Source organism: Pseudoalteromonas haloplanktis ATCC 14393 (genome assembly GCF_000238355.1).
Lineage (GTDB): Bacteria > Pseudomonadota > Gammaproteobacteria > Enterobacterales > Alteromonadaceae > Pseudoalteromonas > Pseudoalteromonas haloplanktis.
Genome location: NZ_AHCA01000011.1, coordinates 43,458 through 60,856 on the forward strand (window position 1 = coordinate 43,458; position 17,399 = coordinate 60,856).

Annotated in this window: 11 protein-coding genes; 3 read left to right on the top strand and 8 right to left on the bottom strand. The window is 40.6% G+C overall.

Annotated features, from left to right (window positions below):
- Window positions 1–4: 4 nt before the first annotated feature.
- Both PHAL_RS0117855 and PHAL_RS0117860 read right to left on the bottom strand, forming a co-directional pair.
- Window positions 5–1,549, bottom strand: coding sequence for a YHYH protein (locus PHAL_RS0117855; RefSeq protein WP_016709799.1), 1,545 nt, complete (start codon window positions 1,547–1,549; stop codon window positions 5–7).
- A 94-nt stretch (window positions 1,550–1,643) separates the two neighbouring features.
- Window positions 1,644–2,255, bottom strand: coding sequence for a flavin reductase family protein (locus tag PHAL_RS0117860; protein WP_016709800.1), 612 nt, complete (start codon window positions 2,253–2,255; stop codon window positions 1,644–1,646).
- A gap of 401 nt (window positions 2,256–2,656) precedes the next feature.
- Between PHAL_RS0117860 and PHAL_RS0117865 the strand changes: the two genes are divergently transcribed.
- The gene (locus tag PHAL_RS0117865; protein WP_016709801.1) at window positions 2,657–3,211 is read left to right on the top strand and encodes a TFIIB-type zinc ribbon-containing protein; all 555 of its coding nucleotides are present in this window, start codon (window positions 2,657–2,659) and stop codon (window positions 3,209–3,211) included.
- Window positions 3,212–3,390: 179 nt separating this feature from the next.
- On the opposite strand, the gene PHAL_RS0117870 is transcribed toward PHAL_RS0117865, so the two are convergent.
- The 4 genes from PHAL_RS0117870 to PHAL_RS0117885 form a co-directional block, all read right to left on the bottom strand.
- Window positions 3,391–3,741: a potassium channel family protein gene (locus PHAL_RS0117870; protein ID WP_016709802.1), complete on the bottom strand. Its 351-nt coding sequence runs from the start codon at window positions 3,739–3,741 to the stop codon at window positions 3,391–3,393.
- Window positions 3,742–3,836: 95 nt separating this feature from the next.
- Window positions 3,837–9,041: a DNA repair ATPase gene (locus tag PHAL_RS0117875; RefSeq protein WP_016709803.1), complete on the bottom strand. Its 5,205-nt coding sequence runs from the start codon at window positions 9,039–9,041 to the stop codon at window positions 3,837–3,839.
- An 80-nt stretch (window positions 9,042–9,121) separates the two neighbouring features.
- Window positions 9,122–11,224, bottom strand: a complete 2,103-nt coding sequence (locus PHAL_RS0117880; RefSeq protein WP_016709804.1) for an SPFH domain-containing protein — start codon at window positions 11,222–11,224, stop codon at window positions 9,122–9,124.
- 63 nt (window positions 11,225–11,287) lie between these two features.
- The gene (locus PHAL_RS0117885; RefSeq protein WP_016709805.1) at window positions 11,288–11,911 is read right to left on the bottom strand and encodes an OB-fold-containig protein; all 624 of its coding nucleotides are present in this window, start codon (window positions 11,909–11,911) and stop codon (window positions 11,288–11,290) included.
- A gap of 277 nt (window positions 11,912–12,188) precedes the next feature.
- Here PHAL_RS0117885 and PHAL_RS0117890 point away from each other — a divergent pair, with 277 nt between their 5' ends.
- Window positions 12,189–12,968, top strand: a complete 780-nt coding sequence (locus tag PHAL_RS0117890) for a putative porin (RefSeq protein ID WP_016709806.1) — start codon at window positions 12,189–12,191, stop codon at window positions 12,966–12,968.
- Between the two features lie 52 nt (window positions 12,969–13,020).
- Here the strand turns inward: PHAL_RS0117890 and PHAL_RS0117895 are convergent, their stop codons facing one another.
- Entirely contained in the window at window positions 13,021–14,511 is a 1,491-nt protein-coding gene (locus PHAL_RS0117895) for a dipeptidase (protein ID WP_016709807.1), read from the bottom strand.
- Between the two features lie 183 nt (window positions 14,512–14,694).
- Here PHAL_RS0117895 and PHAL_RS23930 point away from each other — a divergent pair, with 183 nt between their 5' ends.
- On the top strand, window positions 14,695–14,862 hold the full coding sequence (locus PHAL_RS23930; RefSeq protein ID WP_016709808.1) for a DUF2986 domain-containing protein: 168 nt from the start codon (window positions 14,695–14,697) through the stop codon (window positions 14,860–14,862).
- 219 nt (window positions 14,863–15,081) lie between these two features.
- On the opposite strand, the gene PHAL_RS0117905 is transcribed toward PHAL_RS23930, so the two are convergent.
- Complete coding sequence (locus PHAL_RS0117905) at window positions 15,082–17,265, bottom strand: TonB-dependent receptor (protein ID WP_016709809.1); 2,184 nt, start codon at window positions 17,263–17,265, stop codon at window positions 15,082–15,084.
- Between the last annotated feature and the right edge of the window lie 134 nt (window positions 17,266–17,399).

Here is a 17,399-nt window from a genome sequence, read left to right on the forward strand (position 1 = left end):
CTTCCTACGAACGTGGTGGCGGCCCCATGGTATCACCCGTACTACAACGGCCAATTGAATTCTCTGGTAGCTGACCTTTAAAACGCGGCCCTATTTGGTATGGAAATGACGGTTGCAATTTGCCATTACTATCAAGAGCAAGTGTAATATGGTAGTGATAGCCTTTACCATCATTGGTATCATGGCCGTTATGTTCATCAAGCTGAGCACCTGCTACAGCTTTTTGTGCATAGTAATAATCTTCAAAATAATAACCCGCATCTGCAGCTAATCTATTACCAGAAAGCGTAGTCACCAACTCGCCAATAGCAGGGCCTACCTCGGCACTTTCAACCCCTTGGCTAATATCGTATTGATCGATTAACACACAACTACGTTGACCTTCTGTAGCGCAACCAGCCTCACTTGTTGGCGCGCCATAATCACGTATTTGCCAACCACTGAGTGCTAATTCATCTTTGCTTTCATAAGGTCCATAAAGCGGATATCCATCCGCAGCAAAACCATAAATAGGCGAATGCGCTGAGCCATCATCATTTAACATGTCAGCTAAACAACGGGTATAAAAGTGATGATGATATTCACCATTAGCAGCATGCCCACCGCATACATCGACATCGTACTGCTCAGCAATGGGAGCAAGTGTGTACCAGACATTTTGGCCATAACTCATGCCATCACCCCAGTTAAAAATACTGGTGCCATTAACCATCAAACCAACCGTGCCTAAGCCCGTCTCACACACGTCTTCGTTGTCTGTGGGTTCAAGGGTAAAATAAGCATCAACAGCTTGCTCTGTTGGACAACCAGGACCTGGTGGCCAATAACCGGCCCCCCCGGTATCATTACAGTTTTCAGTACTGCTGTTATAACCGATATCTTCACCAAACAAGACCATTTGCCCCACTTGAGCCGAGGTAACACCATTGGCAAAATCGGTCGCAGCACGAGGACGGTTATTCAACCAGTCTATTTGCTCTTCACTCATAGTGACATCATAACGAGGCACCCCAGTGGCGTTAATATGCATATAATCAACATCAGCAATATTAACCACCTCAGCTAATTGCACATTTTCAGTGACGCCGGTGCTGCTATTTTGAATATAGGTTGAGTTAGTATCATTATTGATAATCCAACTCGATACTAAGCTGCTATCGTTGTTTTGCGCTACAGTGACTAAAACCTCTACGGTATCGCTTACGGCTGCATTTACGCCATCGTCTACCGTTAAAGTAAAAACGAAGGTTTCATTGTCTAATAAGGTCGGTGCTATAAATTGTGTCGCCGTAGAGCTACCATCACTTAAGGTAACCTCTGTACCTGATTTCTGTGACCACAGTATAGATACATAGGCATCATCGTCATCAACACTGCCCATCAAATAAACTGTATCGCCACTGCTGACTTGTTGATCAACACCCGCATTTACCACTGGCGAGCTATTGACTACGTCAGTTGAAGTATCTGAATCACTGTTACAAGCCGCTAAACAAACACATAATATGCTGAGCGTAAATAAACTTGAAACTGATTTAAATGTAGACATTGCAAGACCCTTAGATTGAACTTTTAGTAAAAGTACCGTCAAAAAGTGCAAACAATGTGCAAAAATTAAGAAACAGCCAACAGCGCTGTTATTACTATACTATTGGTCGTGCAAGACTGAATAAATCGTTTGTTTGTACAAAATAATCACCGCCCATTTTACCCACAGTACCTAACGCTTGAGGGTCAATATAACCATCACGTAATACACTGTCAGCAACATAAATCCCAATAACATCAAGCAGCATTATTTGCCCACCAGCAGGCAATTCACTGATCGTAATAACTTCGCGCAGGGTACATTCGTAGCGTACTTTTGATGCTTTGACACTTAAAGGCTTTACTCGTTTACTCGCGGTTGATTCAATATTGGCAGCCTCAAATTCACTTACCGAATGTGAGTAATTTGCGCAACTTTGATTCATTTGTTCAACCTGCTGATGGCTGACAATATTGATCACGCATTCTTTGGTTGCGAGTAAATTTTTTAATGTGTCTTTGTTTTTATGATCAGCTGGGTTTACCTGAGTCACACTCAATACTGGCGGGTTTACACTGGCCACCGTAAAAAATGAGTAAGGCGCGATATTGTCAATGCCATCGGCACTTAAAGTACTTACCCAAGCAATCGGCCTAGGGGTAATACCACCAACTAGCTGACTGTACACATTGATTTTATTGCCTTCCCGCGTTAAATCTAAGTACACCTTCGCTTCACCTCAGTTGTCATAAATGATTATAGATTTGCTCTTTTTAAACGTGTTTTAAGTTTATTATAAATAGGCCCTACATGTATGAGCAAAATGAGTTTACAGACGCTCTCTTCCAGTTCTTGCGCCAACTCAATTATGATAATAAAGTTATTAACAGAAAACAAAAATACTGCGAGCCTGAATAGATAATATAATACATCAGTGCAGTTACTTTTCTATTGACTCTAATAATGTGCATTACAACCTAGAAACACTATAAACAAGCTCATAGAGGGTAATAAACCTTTGTTATGGCCTCCAAAAGTAAGGTAACATCATTGTTATTATTAATAATAAATAGCAATAATTATCCTATAGGCGGTTTTTTAGGGTAAGCAAAAAAATTAAGGGATACTATGAATTGTACAAGTTGTGGTAAAGATTTACTTAAACCTAGTTTTATTGAAGGCCAATTTCGCTCACACACATGCACCCATTGTAATGGCCACTGGGTACTAATCGAAGACTTTGCGGCTTGGAAAGAGCGTAACCCAAACTTTGCATTTGCTGACAACATCTCATTTGAAGCCGACGTCACAGACACTAAAAAAGCATTAATTTGCCCGGTATCAGGTGTCATCATGCGGAAATTTCGTATTTCATCATCAACTGACTACCGTATAGATTACAGCGCACCGGTAGGTGGGATCTGGTTAGATGCTGGTGAGTGGGAATTACTAAAAGAGGAAGGCTTAGCTGGTACATTGAATGCAGTAGTAACCCAACAATGGCAAAACCAAATTCGTGAACAAAGTACCAAACAAAACTTTAGTGATATATACGCTGACAAATTTGGTACAGACACGTACGCAAAAGTAAAAGAGCTCAGAGAATGGCTTAATGCACAGCCACAAAAAGCCGACTTAAGGGCCTACCTGATGGCCGAAGACCCATACTCAGCAGATAAGTAATGTTTTAATTGAGTAAAATTATACTGCCATATTTAAAAAATAAAGTATGGCAGTAGACTTTCTGTTCCCAAATCCAATGTCATACTGAAAACACACCGAGAAAGATTGCGAACAAACGCAACTAGCAATACAAGTAGCCAGATTTGATTATGCCAAGCAAAGCCTTATACGCTTATGGGTTAAACGCGCTTTTCTATCTGTTCAATAACATTTGGATCAATAAATATTTCTAATGTTATTGATGCTGTTTTTACCGCGATAGCAACCAATAAACCAGTAAGAAGGATCCCCGTCCAAGCGATAATAACGGCCAATACCTTGGATGGTTTCTTTAACGGTCGAATATCGCCATAGCCTACCGTCAGCGCCGTAATAAACGCCCAATAAATTGAATCAAACCGGCTCCAGGATTCTAATCGGCCGACAACCAAACCAAGCCCTATGATCACAAAGCACAATACGGCCAAAAGAGGTAAACCAAGATACACTCCAATAAAAAATAATTGAAAAAACGTAATCGAAAATTCCATACAACACAACCAACTTATTTTTAATTTTTCTTACCACTTATAGCGTGATTTTCTAAGCCTTTAACAAAGCGAGGCGTTTATAGAGCTCGCATACATCACTTAGCACTCCACGCAGTAATCAGTTTTTCAAACTGAGTATGCATATTGTTACTATTGATGCTCTTCGTTTGCTGATTAATTGCATTCACAAGCTCAGTAAATGATGCTTGGTTGTTATTACTACTGACCACTGCGGTCAACGCATTCACAGCCTCTTTGTTATCTAGTGATTGCACTATACTCTGAATTGCTTGTTTATTATCTAAGCTTTGTATATTCACACCAAGGCTTTGCAGTAACTGGCTATAATCGTGATTTAGATTGTTTTTAGTGAGTTTACCAGCAATCTCTTCCAGTGATTGGTGCAAATAACCCATTTGCTCCACCGCCATCATCACAGGACTGCCGGCTCCATCGAGTTTATTTAAACGTACAAAGTCACCTTTAATTTGACTAAAGCGCTGTTGCTCTGATTCGCTTAAGGTACCCCGCAGTTCCCCAAGTTTTAGTAAGTTCTCTTCAGAGCCTTTACTGAGTGTTTGCGCTTCACCACGATAATGATCGCAAATCAGGTTTTCTAGTTCTTCGTCATTCATGGCGGCGACGACTTTCTCCGCCATTTTATTCATATTACGGTAACTGCCTTGTAGTTTAAATGGCGGCTCAGTGCGGTAATTATTATCTTGCGCAGCTGAGGCAATATACTGGGCGTTCACTTTTAATACCGTATTACGAATCGTGATTAATCGTGTGAGGACCGCTTTGATTTCGTTAACTTCCGCTTGAGAATAGCCGTGCTCAAGCTCATTTAATGAAATATCTTCGCCTTGGCACATCCGCACTAATTTATATAGATCCTCCATATTGCGATTAGCCAATGGCGCTAATACTGCATTAGAGGTTAGCGCATTTTCTATAAAGCTCATGGCAAACTCTTGCTCACACCCGGCTAAGGTATCACCAAGATTATAAATATCGGCGCGGTTTGCCAACATATCAGGAATTTTAAAACTCTCGCCCGATTCCGTATACGGGTTACCTGCCATCACTACAGCAAACTTTTTACCACGTAAGTCATAAGTTTTACTTTTGCCATTCCATACTCCGTCTATTCGACGTGAGCCATCACACAATGAAATAAACTTTTGTAAAAATTCAGGATTAGTATGCTGAATATCATCCAAATAGAGCATCACGTTATTGCCCATTTCAAAACTTTGGTTGATTTTTGCAATCTCTTTTTCTGCAGTGGCGTTAATAGCTTGAGTAGGATCCAATGACACTTGATCGTGCCCTATAGACGGGCAGTTTACTTTTACAAAGGTCAATCCTAAACGGTTAGCAACGTATTCTACTAAGGTAGTTTTACCGTAACCCGGTGGCGAGATCAGTAATAACATGCCCATTAAGTCAGTGCGTTTGTTTTTACCTGCTGAACCAATTTGCTTAGCTAGGTTATCGCCAATAATTGGAAAGTACACTTTATTGATCAGCTGATTACGCACAAACGAGCTCAGTGGCCTAGCTTTAAATTCATCAAGCTGCAGGCGCTCTTTTTGCTCTGTCAAAATGTCACTACGCAATGCATGATATTGCTCAAAAGCTGGGACTTGCTCTGTGATGTATTTACGAGTTCTGGCATAAAACTCTGCATAATCAAGATTTAAAACTTGCTCTTGCACTCGCTTATGCTGTCCCATTAAACGCTCAACCTGGGTATTTGGGGTGACGTCTAGCACTGCGTATTTTAATGTTGTGGTGGCACTAAGATGCAAATAGTTAGCCGCTTCCGCTTGCACCATTGCTGGCACTTTAGGGCTTTGCGAGCAATACGCATTAAGCCAACTTAAAAATAGCAATGCTCGCTCATCAGTTTGCTTTACATTTTCGCACGCCTGAGTCAGCTCGTTAATATAGCCTTTTGCTTTGGCGTCACTATTAAACTGCTCAGCTAAATTTTTAGCTTGTTGAGAAACAATAAATAGCTGTTGATCCGCCGCTTTTTGTTGTGCTAATTGTTGTACTAAATAAGCAGCGGCCAAATCAGTGGATAAATCAGCAAAGCGTGCTGATAATTTACTAATTTGTAGCAAAAAGTCGTTGATCTGTTCACTTAACTGCACGGTTAGCGTGGTGATAAAACTAGTCGCAGCAAAGTGTTTATCCATCAAAATAGCATTGCTCGCTTGATGGAAATATTCGTTCAGTTGTGTGGTTGACAATTGTGCACTAAATAACTGCGCAACAATACGACAACTAGGGGGATAAATAAGTAAGTCCAAACTACTTTTTTGCGTTAATAAGGTATCAATAATCGCACTGGCATCATGATCATGAATGCCTTTTTCATAACCTTCTTGGTAACGCGGTTCGGCAAATTTTTGCACCAGCTGTAATAACTGTTTATCTCGTTGCGCTTGCTCTAACTGTGTAAAAGTCAGCGAGTGCTCACTGTTTTCACATGCAAGTATTATTTGTGCTGCTAAATATTCAGCGCGATAAACGTAATCGTTTTCTGATACTAATGTTTGCTGCCACAAATGACGGCTTTGCTGTAACGTTGCAAGGTCTTGTTTATCAATTATCGGCTCAAAATAATCTGTGCCGGTTAAGTGCAACATTAGCTGCTCATCACGCGGTAATAAGGTTAAATCGAGTAATTGCTTATTTACACTAAAGGCATGCTTACCAATGCTGACCGTATTGCCGCCGTCAGTGAAAATATCTTGCTTATCACGTAACGAACGGATGCCCTGATCTTTACTGGCTTTGAGTTTTGATTGAATATCATCGGCACGAATTTCGTCGCCTAACTCTTTAAGTTCAGTGGTAAGAGCACGCAATTTACTGATCATAGGATCGGCAGCAAAATAAGTGTTTAACGCATCCAACTCAGTAAAACTTTGCGCACGACGGTTAACGCCTTGCAGTATTCGCTCAGCGGCATTGGCTAAATTCAATGCACGGCGCTGGCGGGTGTCAATTAAGCTTTGTTTATGTGCTTCAAAGCTTTCATATACGTCATCACGCTTGGCAATGATCTCTGTCAGGTACTCGTCAAAATCACTAAATTGTGATTCCAATTCTTCAAGCTGAATAACCAAACGTGAAAGTTGATCATCACATGCTTCAGGCGTTTTGGCATTATTTAATGCATTGGTGATACTTTGTGAAAAGAGCTTAAAGCGTGCGGCAAATTCAGCTTTCGCTTCAACACTACCGAGGCTCTTTTGACGAATTTCAATACTGGCCTTTGCACGATTCACCAATGCATACACAGCGCTGATATCTTCGAGTATCTGTGTGCGCACACGGCTATCGTCTATGTCCAGGTCAAGCATAGTGTGGTTAAGTAAATCCAGCTCTACACTTTGCGCATCTAACTGCGCAATATAGGTTTTAAGCTCGCTCACGCTTTCGCTTTTACTGCTGAGATCTTCAAGCTGTTTGAGTTTTTCGTGATACGGCGTCAGCGCGCTGTCTTGTTGTAAAAACGCTGCGGTTGCTTGGCTTACTTCCACCAGCCGCTCATCAATTTCACTTTGTAAGTTATTCAGTGCCGTAATATCAATATATTTAATGTCTTCAAGGCTTATTACTTGGCCTTTGAGTACTTTTAAAGCATCAAGACCTTGCACAAACTCTGGGGCGGTTTTAAAGTTATCTGGGCGCACTTCACGGGTTACGTCCGTGTAGTGCTTATTAATATCCACCAGCGCTTGCTTGGCTTTGTTTTGAATTTCGGTGACTTTTTCAAATTCATCAAGCACTTGCTCAGCGGTTTCATTAATGCTGTGCAAGTTTTGCGCGATTTCTGTAAATTCACTTTCGTTAAGCCAATGATAACGGTCAAAAATATTTCGGCTGAGGGCAATTAAATCTTCGTAATGAAATAAGCTCGGGCTTTGCTCGCTAATGGCTTTACTGACACTGTATAAATCAGAAATACCACGCACTAAATCAGGGTTACCAATTTTGCCAAAAAAGCTGGTAAGTGGTGGCGCATTAGCGGCAAACTCGGCCGAGACAAACGGGCTTTGCCAAATTTGAATGGGGTGTACTCGCTCCGCTTGGTCTTTATCAGCCTTAAAGGTGAGTGTTACACCATCGTTATAAATTGCGTAGCCGTGGCAATAAATCGGATTTTGTAGGTTTTTATCAATAATATTATAGGCAAAAAGTGCGTAACGGCCTTCGCTTGGCTCATAAAACACATATAACACATCTTCGCCATTGGGTGACTTTATATGCCGGTGAAATTCTAAATCATCTATTTGCTCTTCAAATGAACGAGCTTGTCCTGACTGTAAATAATAACCACCAGGGAAAATAATACCGTGATCTTCAGGCAAGGTAACACAGGCACTACCAATTGCATCTTGACGCATCACCAGCTGAGAACGGGTGTTATAAATAAAATAACGCCATGCTTTTTCACGGTATGGAAGAATTTTTAGCAGCACTAAGTCGCCTACTAAGGCGTACTCAACTTCGCCATCAGCAAGGGATTGGTTTTTATCATCAACCGTTTCTTGATAAATCCCTTCACCAGTGTCTGTGCTGTTTTCTATTTTAATGGTCAGTGAGCCACCAATGGTTTCGACAAACACTTGATCGGCAATGTTAATATGAGCGTGACGCCCTTCTACATGGTTACTTCTGTCAGTTTTGAGCCATTCAAAATCATAGTCATGGGCGTGTTGAATATCACGCTCACCGCGATTATCGATATAGTTAATGGTGTTATCTGGGTGAATTTCCCAGCGAAAAACCCGCACATCCGATAATTTGTCACCGATTTGGAATAACGCAAACAGCTTGCCGTTTTGTTGATATAAATGCTGTAAGCTGGTTTGTTTGTAATAAGTATACAATTCTTCAAAGTCACGGATAAAACGACTATCCGTTAAAAAGCGTGTTGTATCAGGGTACGGCTCTATTTCATAATGGTTGTCTTGCGCGACTAGTTTTTGTACACTAAATACGTCACTGATTGCCGTTTCTTTTTTTAAGCCCAAGAACACGTTGTAAGCAAAAATAACTTTGTCGCCAACGATCACGATATCACGCGGGGTACAATTTTGCTCTGTACGAACGCGAACACGTCCTTTAACTTGTAGTTCAGTACTGCCAAACTCGTTTATACGCTGTTTATTAATATCGTCTATTTGCGCTTTTAAATCAGCACCAAAATTATTTAAACGACGTTTAATTAAGTCGTACGAGCCTTGCTCTAGCGCTTGTTGAGTTACGTCCGTCATGAAACCTATCCTGAAATTTAATAAAAGTTAGCCGCAATAATCAACTATTGCGGCTAAAACGATAGAACTTAGAAGCTAAACTAGTCTTTTGGATCTAGTTGAATTTTTTCATCTAATCCACCGCCTAAATTACCGCCTAACATGCTTAGTAATTGGCTTTTTTCAGCCGCAGACGTATTACTCAACTGCTTTAATAACTTACTCATGTTGAAGTTTTTAAGTGTTTCTGCGGAGCCATTTGCTCCAGCTAACACCCCTTTTAGGTCTTCGATTAAATTACGATCACCGTTTAAATGATCTTTAAACACGGTTTGTACAGTTTTACTTTCATCAACTAAGCCATCGATTGATTTACCTAAACTAATTGCACTCATAAATTGATTAAAGAACTGGCCATCACCGCCCATAATATTGATATCAGCATCACCTAAGGCTTTAGCCATAATATGTGCTTGGTGCTCGGCAATATCTCTGCTGGCGGAAATTTTTGCCAATACCAGCTCTTTTTGCTGATTAAGTTGTAGCGTAAAGCTTTCGTAATCGCGAGCATCTTGGTCCATCGCATTTAAGGCTTGTAGTTTCTCCTCTAGGCCTTTTGCTTCTGCACGCATTTTACGCTCAAGGTTAATCGCTTCTACTTCACCTTGTTTTTCATTCGCATCAGCCATCGCTGTTTGTACTTGTGCTTGAGATAAGCCAATTTCACGGTTACCTTGTGCTTCAGCTTCAAGTTTTTGACGCATTACCTTGGCATCAATCTCACCCTGAATTGCATTTGCCTCGGCTTTTGCTTTAATAACATCCGCTTCAGCAAGTCCTTTAGCAGCTGTTTCAACTTGTTGCGCATGCGCCAAAATTTTCTTCGACTCTGCTTGTTGATTAGCAATTCTAAGTTCAGCATTAGCCATTGTTTCAAGCTCACGGGCTTTATATTCTGCGGCTTGCTCTTGCGCTTTTGCAGCTTCGATGTCTTTTACTAATGACTCTTCAGCTTCAGCTTTAGCACGAATGATGATTGCATTTTTCTCACGCTCTGCGCCTGCGAGTACTTTCACATCTTTAATACGCTCTTCTTCTTCGGCTACTGATTTTTCAACAATGACGCGATCACGCACTACATCGGCAATTTCTTTACGCTCTACTTCCAGCGCTTTTTCTTTATTGATACGCAGGATTTCAGTTTCTCTTTCACGTTCTATCACTTCAATTTCACGTGAGCGGGCAACTTTCTCTTCTTCAATACCCAAAACGCGTAATCGGTTTTGCTCTGCAATATCCAGTTCGCGTTGCTTATTTTGCTCGCTAATGCCAATGGCTTCTTCGGTTTGAATGCGGGCTTGCTCTGATTTTAAGCGCTCTTCTTGACGTACTTTTTCAGCTTCTGCATATTCGCGGGCTTTCACGGTTTCAATTTCACGTACTTGACGAGACATGGCATCTTGTTTTTGACGCTCAATTTCTAGTGACTTTTCAGTGGCTTCTTGATTTTGGATCTCAATTTTAGCGCGCTCATCACACTTTAATTGATTGGTAGACACATTTTGTAATGCTGTCATTTCTGTGATGCGGCGAATACCTTCAGCGTCAAGAATATTCTGCGGATCGAGCTTATCAATTGCCGTTTGTTCAAGGTAATCAATGGCAACATCTTCAAGGGTATAACCCGATAAATCTTGGCCTATTACCTCTTTGATATTATCGCGAAATTCATTTCGATGAGTAAATAACTCAACAAAATCCATACGCTTACCAACAGTTTTAAGCGCTTCTGAAAATTTCGCTTCAAATAACTCTTGCAGTGTGTCGTGCTCTGACGCACGGGCGCAGCCGACTTGCTTGGCAACACGTAAAATATCTTCTTTGTTTTCATTAACACGAATGTAAAAAGTAATAGCGATATCAGCGCGTATATTATCTTTACAGATCAAACCGCCTTTATCTTTGCGCTCAAGCACCATACGCTTAGTTGAGATATCCATTACTTCCATTTTATGGATCACAGGATAAACAATGCCACCTGTTGTGGTGACGTCCGGCTCGCTTTTCATTTTATTTATGATCAGTGCTTGGCCTTGCTCTACCTTGCGATAAAACTTGCCTATGATCAGCAAAATAGCAAAAATAACAGCGATTGCTATACCTACAAATGTCAATATAGGTATGAGGTTATCTAAAAATTCCATGTTATGTCCTAACGTGATTATCGATTTTATTATGTGTTACTTATCCCTCAATAAACGCGGGTATTACCAAGGCTTACTAGTAATAATGTAACAGTGTTGCTCTTTGAGATGTTCAAGCAACACTGCGGTGTCGCCTGATGTAAATAATTCGTCATTCTCAGCCCTGACTTCAATTAACTGCTCAGTGCCTTGAAATAGAACCCGTGCTTGGCCGAATTTGTTGGTTACCTTGCCAGTGACAATAATGCATTCTAAGCCTAGTAAATCTGAACTTTGCGAGGTTTCTGCACTACTAAAAAAGCGCTGTAAGGGGCGTGAAATAATAGCGGCAACGGGTATGGCTATTAATAAGCAAGTCAGTAGCATTAACACGCCAAAAATATAAAACCAGATACCGTCACCTAACAGGTTGGCAAAAAACTTATGGGCATAGATACTGATCAACCAGCTACTCATGACCACTAAGCTTATGGAGACAGTAATGGGAATGCCACCAAAACCCGTGCTAAACCATGAACTCAATCCTGAGCTTTGCGATGCATCGGCTTCAATGTCGAGATCAGACTCAAACATATCAATATCAGCAAAGCCAATTAGAGTTATTAGCCAAAACAACATCACAACTAACAACAGAGCTGAAAAGATAACGGTGGGGAAAGTAAGCGCTAAGTTTAAAAATTCCATCATTACAACTATCCATTTATTTTAAACGCAGTAGGCGATAAAACTTTTTATCATTTAGTGGCTATGATGTTAAGCGTTTTAATGGAAAATTAACGTTTAAATATAAAATATTGTAAATGAACTACTACTTTTTTATGTTTTCTTTGTTTAATTAAAGACTTAGTGGTTAAATTTTTAGCATGCGGTAGCTATTAATCCCCCCTAAAAACTTATAGTATTCGCTCCTAGTTTTGTACCCCCGAAAAGTAAATTATATTAAAATCATTAAGAAAGGACACTTATGCGTTATTTATTACCAATCTCACTACTTGCGTTATCTTGCTCGGCGACTGTAAGTGCGCAGCAATCAGAGACTCGCCAATGGTTCAATAGCATTGAATATAACACGTTAGAAAATGCAGACTTGGATTACGATTCAACTCAACTTTCAAGCCATTATTATTTTGCACCACAACAAAATACCGGCGTGTGGGATGATTATGGTTACCTAGATACTGATTCTAACATTGCTTTTCATTACTACGAGAGTAATGGTTATGATAATTTTTCTTTTAACGGTGAAGGCTTTTATGGCAACTGGTTTGTTAGCGCTGAATTATCTGATTTAAGTAATTTAGATAACTACTCTATTGGTGCAGGCTACTTATTCAACGATTCACTTAAAGCCTCAGTGCGGATGCAGGAGTTTGAATATGGAGATGAAATATTCTGGTTTAAAGCACAGTATAACCATCAATTGAATGACACTGACTATATAGGTTTTACTATAGAAGCTGATGATAGCCTAGATAATTGGAATACATCTTCGCGTTACTTTAGCCACCTTGGTAACGACCGTTATTTTAGCTTAGACGTAGATTATCAAGACCCCACCAATGCAGTATCAGCAATGGCTAATTACTACTTTAATCGAAATGTCGCGATTGGTGCAGGCGCTAGCGATTCTGACCTGCAACTTGAAGCTAAGTACTTTATTGATAGCCAATATTACTTCATTGCTAAGTTTACTGACTATGACCATGGTGATTTATATACTGTGAAATTTGTCGCCCAGTTTTAATAAGTGAAAAATGAAACGCCGCTATTTAGCGGCGTTTTACTGCATAGCTAAATTACATATTACCCAATTCAATCATCATTGCTGTATACATTTTAAGATTTAACTTAAGCTGTTCTACGGTAATAAATTCATGCTCTGAGTGGCCAGTATATTTTTTACCTGGCATTGAAGGGCCAAATGATACGGCGTTATCAAATAACTTGGCATTCGTGCCACCACCAATTGAGACAAACCCAGCCTCTTGATCACCAGTAAAATGTTTAAAAATATCAAGCAAAGCTTGCGCATGCGGTGCGCCATCAAGCAACATTGGTGTGCCAATAATCACCTGCGTATTTTTTAGCTTAACCTGATTATTAGCCTGCCAATTAGCCAATGCCGTGTCGATTTGTTGCTTTAGCACGGCTTCATCTTTGCCAACTGGACGGCGCATATTTACCGATAAGGTAATATCATTACCATCACGTTTTAATAACGTTGGCGAAACCGTCATCGGCCCCATAAAGTCATGTGCGTAAGCGATATCACCAAACTGCTTGCCATATAAATCAAGACCAATAAGCTGATTGATAAACTCAATGGCTTGGCCGTCGCTGTTATTTTCAAGTTCGATACCTTTAAATAATTCAGCCAGATGCGCTATCGCATTATGCCCTGCTTCAGGCTCTGATGAATGCGCAGACATACCCTTTACTGAAACTTCAATACCAGAGGTAAGCTCTGTGATAGCGACTTTAACATCACTAAGTTGTGCTACATTGCTATTCAATGTGGCAATGTCTGCAGGCGTTGCATTATGCAATATGGCACTTGCGTCTTCAGGTATTTGGCTGACAAATGCGCCACCTTTTAAATTACTTACATACACACCGGTTTTTGCTGAACTGCCTACAAAGGTTGGCGCAATTAAACTCCAGCCTTTTTCAGCCACGACAACGGGATATGAAGCATCAATTGTCACCGCATACTTTGGTTGTTGGTAAGTTTTCATAAATTCTTCAAGTGGGCCCCAATCAGACTCTTCCGCTAAATAAATCATCAACTCAATGCGATTATTCAACGTGATGTTTTGATCTTTAATGGCTTTCATTGCATAAAGCGCGGTGGCAATTGCGCCTTTGTCGTCTTCTGTACCACGCGCAATCAGCTTACCTGGCTCTGAGGTGCTATCGATTTCAAATGGACTATTTTTCCACTTACTGGCATCCGCAGGTTGCACGTCGCCATGAGTCACAATGGTGACTTTTTCAGTTTGTTGACCCATGCCTATCAAAATGGTGTAACCTAAATCTTGATAATCAAACCCCAGCTCAGCCGCTTTCATTTTTAATAGCGCTTTAAAGCCCATAAAGTCGGGGTTATCTGGTGTATTGATCCCCTCTTTATTTACGGTTGGGTATGAGACTAAATTAGCTAAAGTATGAATTTGTGCATCTTGATACGTTTTTACTGCATAGTCTGCAGCAGCATCACTGCGACTATTGATATTGGCGTTGGCGTTAAGTGCTAATAATGCCAAACTGGCTAAAACGAACTGTTTCAAAGCAAATTCCTATTTTTAAAAGACGAAGGGGTGGAAACACACGCTAATTGTAACGCTGTTGACCTTTACTAAGCCAGCACTGTACCTGCTACGTTCTGATTTTATAGCAGAATATTTAATTAGCTTATAGCTTCAATAACGCTGTATACTATGCCACCAATTTTAAGCGCGTGAAGATAAACCATGAACCGCAGAAAAAAGATCATTACAAAATTTAATCAAAAAGATAAACGCGCTAACGCTAAATTACACAAAAGTAATAAGCCCGTTTATGTATCAAAGGCTGAACGTGAAAAGCGAGCATTAGAAGCAGAGCAAGCTGCTGTGCAAGAGCAATTAAACGCTGAATAATCACTTAAACAATTTGGGCTAGGGTAAAATTAGCGATACCATTTATTATTTATATCGCCAGTGGTTACCAAATAGGGGTGAGGATATTAGAGACTTTCCGTGTTTTTTCATTGCTTCAACCTTATTCATGAAGTTGATGAATGTGCTTTAATTACCGATATCTCCCTTCTAATCAAGTAACTAAAACCGTGATAGCAAGGCTATCACGGTTGTTGTTTACTAAAAGCTGTAGCTCATACCAATATTAACTGAACGCCCCTGCCCTGCAAGCTGGCTAAAGCCTTGACTCATATCAGCTTTAAACTCAGCAATACTCACTCCACCCAGTGGCTGCTGATAATATTCATCTAATAAGTTAGTAACGGCTAATTGCACTGTTAACTTATCCCAGGTTGCTTTAGTTTGCAGGTTAAGCACACTATAACTTTGCGTTGAATTTTCAAGACGTCGTGGATCAACATGGGTTTTACTATCAACCCACTCCCAACTAAGTGAGTTTTGCCATTTACCAAGTTGCTGGTCTATAGCAATTTTACTGTGCAATGGCATTATTTGATAAAGAGGCTCATCGCTGTCGTCGCGTTCACCATGGGTTGCAGTAATAGCTGCGGTTAAATCCCAAGTACCAGCCTTTTTACTATCAACAACGCGAACAATGCTTTCTAGCTTGCCGCCATAGAGTGTGGCATCTAAATTAGTAAATTTTAATGTATTACGTTGTGTTAATGGCATATCAGTACGGTTTGTACTGCCAACAACTGCGCCATCAATATAATCATTCACCTGTGTATACCACGTATTAGCAGTTACTTGCCAAGTCCCATCTGTTGCTGATTTAGTATAACTGGCACTCACCGTATGCGCGGTTTCAGCGGCTAAATCTGGATCACCTATATAGCCATTACCATCGCCAAACCAGCCAATCATGCTGGTTGACATGGTACTCACTCCCCAACTGTAGCGTTCATATAAATTAGGGGCTCGATTTTTACGTGCTAAGCCAAATTCTAGCTCATCTTCATTTGTTATTTGATAGCGCACGAGTAGGCTTGCATCAACTAATGTATCGCTGCGTTCTCTATCCATAGCATTAAATGCCATTGCTGCATCTTGATTTGGATCATCCATCATCATGGCTGACATGTCGCCCATACCCGACATATCACCCATTGAATCCATACCTGACATATCGTCCATGCCGCCATCCATGGTCATATCGCTATAAGGTTGTACTTCGCCAGCATCCGTGTGCACATATTCAATTCGTGCGCCCGCTGATACCCACCACTTTTTATCTAGCTGCTTTTGTAACTCGGCAAAAGCAGTGTAGCGATCGCGTTCACCATCATTTATATTTACGTAATCATTCGGTCCCATCATCATTGAACCTTCAATCGCAGGCCACCAATCATCAATGCGATAACCAAAGTATTCTTGTCCTAATAATAATGTGGTGTCTTTGTCGAGTTCTAAACGCCAATTAAGTTGATAACTGATATCTTGGGCGTCGGTATTCATCGGCATCATGCCGGTTTTTTCAGCCGTGAAAAAACCCATTTCGTGCTTCACATCATTGTAGTTAATTTGTGCTTGGAACTCACCGCTTTCAAGAGTGCGTTTATATTGGCTGATCAACCCATAACTGGTGTTATCGGTCATATCCATGTATTGATTAGGAAAACCTTGGAAAGGAATTTTTTGATGGGTTAGCTTTACAACGAGTTGTTGTTTTTCATCACGAACCGCCGCTGTCAATGCGTGGTTTTGTACACGATAAAGTGTATCAAGTACTAAGTCACCATTGCCATCTTCATAGCTGTCAGCATCTTCAAATGACCCTTGATAGTTAATACTCACCGAATCACTTGCAAGTCTTGCACCGACTCCCACAGCTTGAGCATTATTACTACTGCGATATTGAGCAGATACATACCCCGAATGCCAATCAAACTCGGCCTTATCACTGTATTGTGGTGCTATTGAATTTACTTGAATAACCCCGGCAATATTGTCTCCTCCTGCACTAACCGGTGATACTCCAGCAACAACACGATAAGAAGCAACCTGATTGGCTGAAATATACGATAATGGTGGGTTCATTTGATTACCACACGCAGCTGTTATATCTGCACCATCAACCAAAATTTTTACTCGATCACCCATCATGCCATTTAAAATAGGTAAACTCGACACGCCACCCGCGGCAGAAAAATCAACGCCCAAGTCACTCAGCAATTGTTCAGCTGAGCCCAAACGTTCATGCGCATTTAGGTGCTGACCTTGAACTTCAATAACTTCAATTGAATCGTCTGCCAGTGCATAAGGAGAAAGTAAACAGGCAATCCAAAGTGCAATTGGGTTTAATACATGCTTTGAATTTGAAAGTGACTGAGGGTTGTTCATTATGTTCTTTATTTACAACAAGTTTAGAATGAGCAAAGTATATCGTTTGGCAATAAAGCTGAACACGTGACAAATTGTCGCACCTAGGCTACTCAGAGCAAGATAATAGCAATACGGGATAAATCGTGATTATT

Excerpts from the sequence above, each read along its gene's own strand:
- PHAL_RS0117865 (WP_016709801.1), top strand. The coding sequence starts at position 2,657 with ATGAATTGTACAAGTTGTGGTAAAGATTTACTTAAACCTAGTTTTATT.
- PHAL_RS23930 (WP_016709808.1), top strand. The coding sequence starts at position 14,695 with ATGAACCGCAGAAAAAAGATCATTACAAAATTTAATCAAAAAGATAAA.
- PHAL_RS0117880 (WP_016709804.1), bottom strand. The coding sequence starts at position 11,224 with ATGGAATTTTTAGATAACCTCATACCTATATTGACATTTGTAGGTATA.
- PHAL_RS0117855 (WP_016709799.1), bottom strand. The coding sequence starts at position 1,549 with ATGTCTACATTTAAATCAGTTTCAAGTTTATTTACGCTCAGCATATTA.
- PHAL_RS0117870 (WP_016709802.1), bottom strand. The coding sequence starts at position 3,741 with ATGGAATTTTCGATTACGTTTTTTCAATTATTTTTTATTGGAGTGTAT.
- PHAL_RS0117890 (WP_016709806.1), top strand. The coding sequence starts at position 12,189 with ATGCGTTATTTATTACCAATCTCACTACTTGCGTTATCTTGCTCGGCG.
- PHAL_RS0117885 (WP_016709805.1), bottom strand. The coding sequence starts at position 11,911 with ATGATGGAATTTTTAAACTTAGCGCTTACTTTCCCCACCGTTATCTTT.
- PHAL_RS0117905 (WP_016709809.1), bottom strand. The coding sequence starts at position 17,265 with ATGAACAACCCTCAGTCACTTTCAAATTCAAAGCATGTATTAAACCCA.
- PHAL_RS0117875 (WP_016709803.1), bottom strand. The coding sequence starts at position 9,041 with ATGACGGACGTAACTCAACAAGCGCTAGAGCAAGGCTCGTACGACTTA.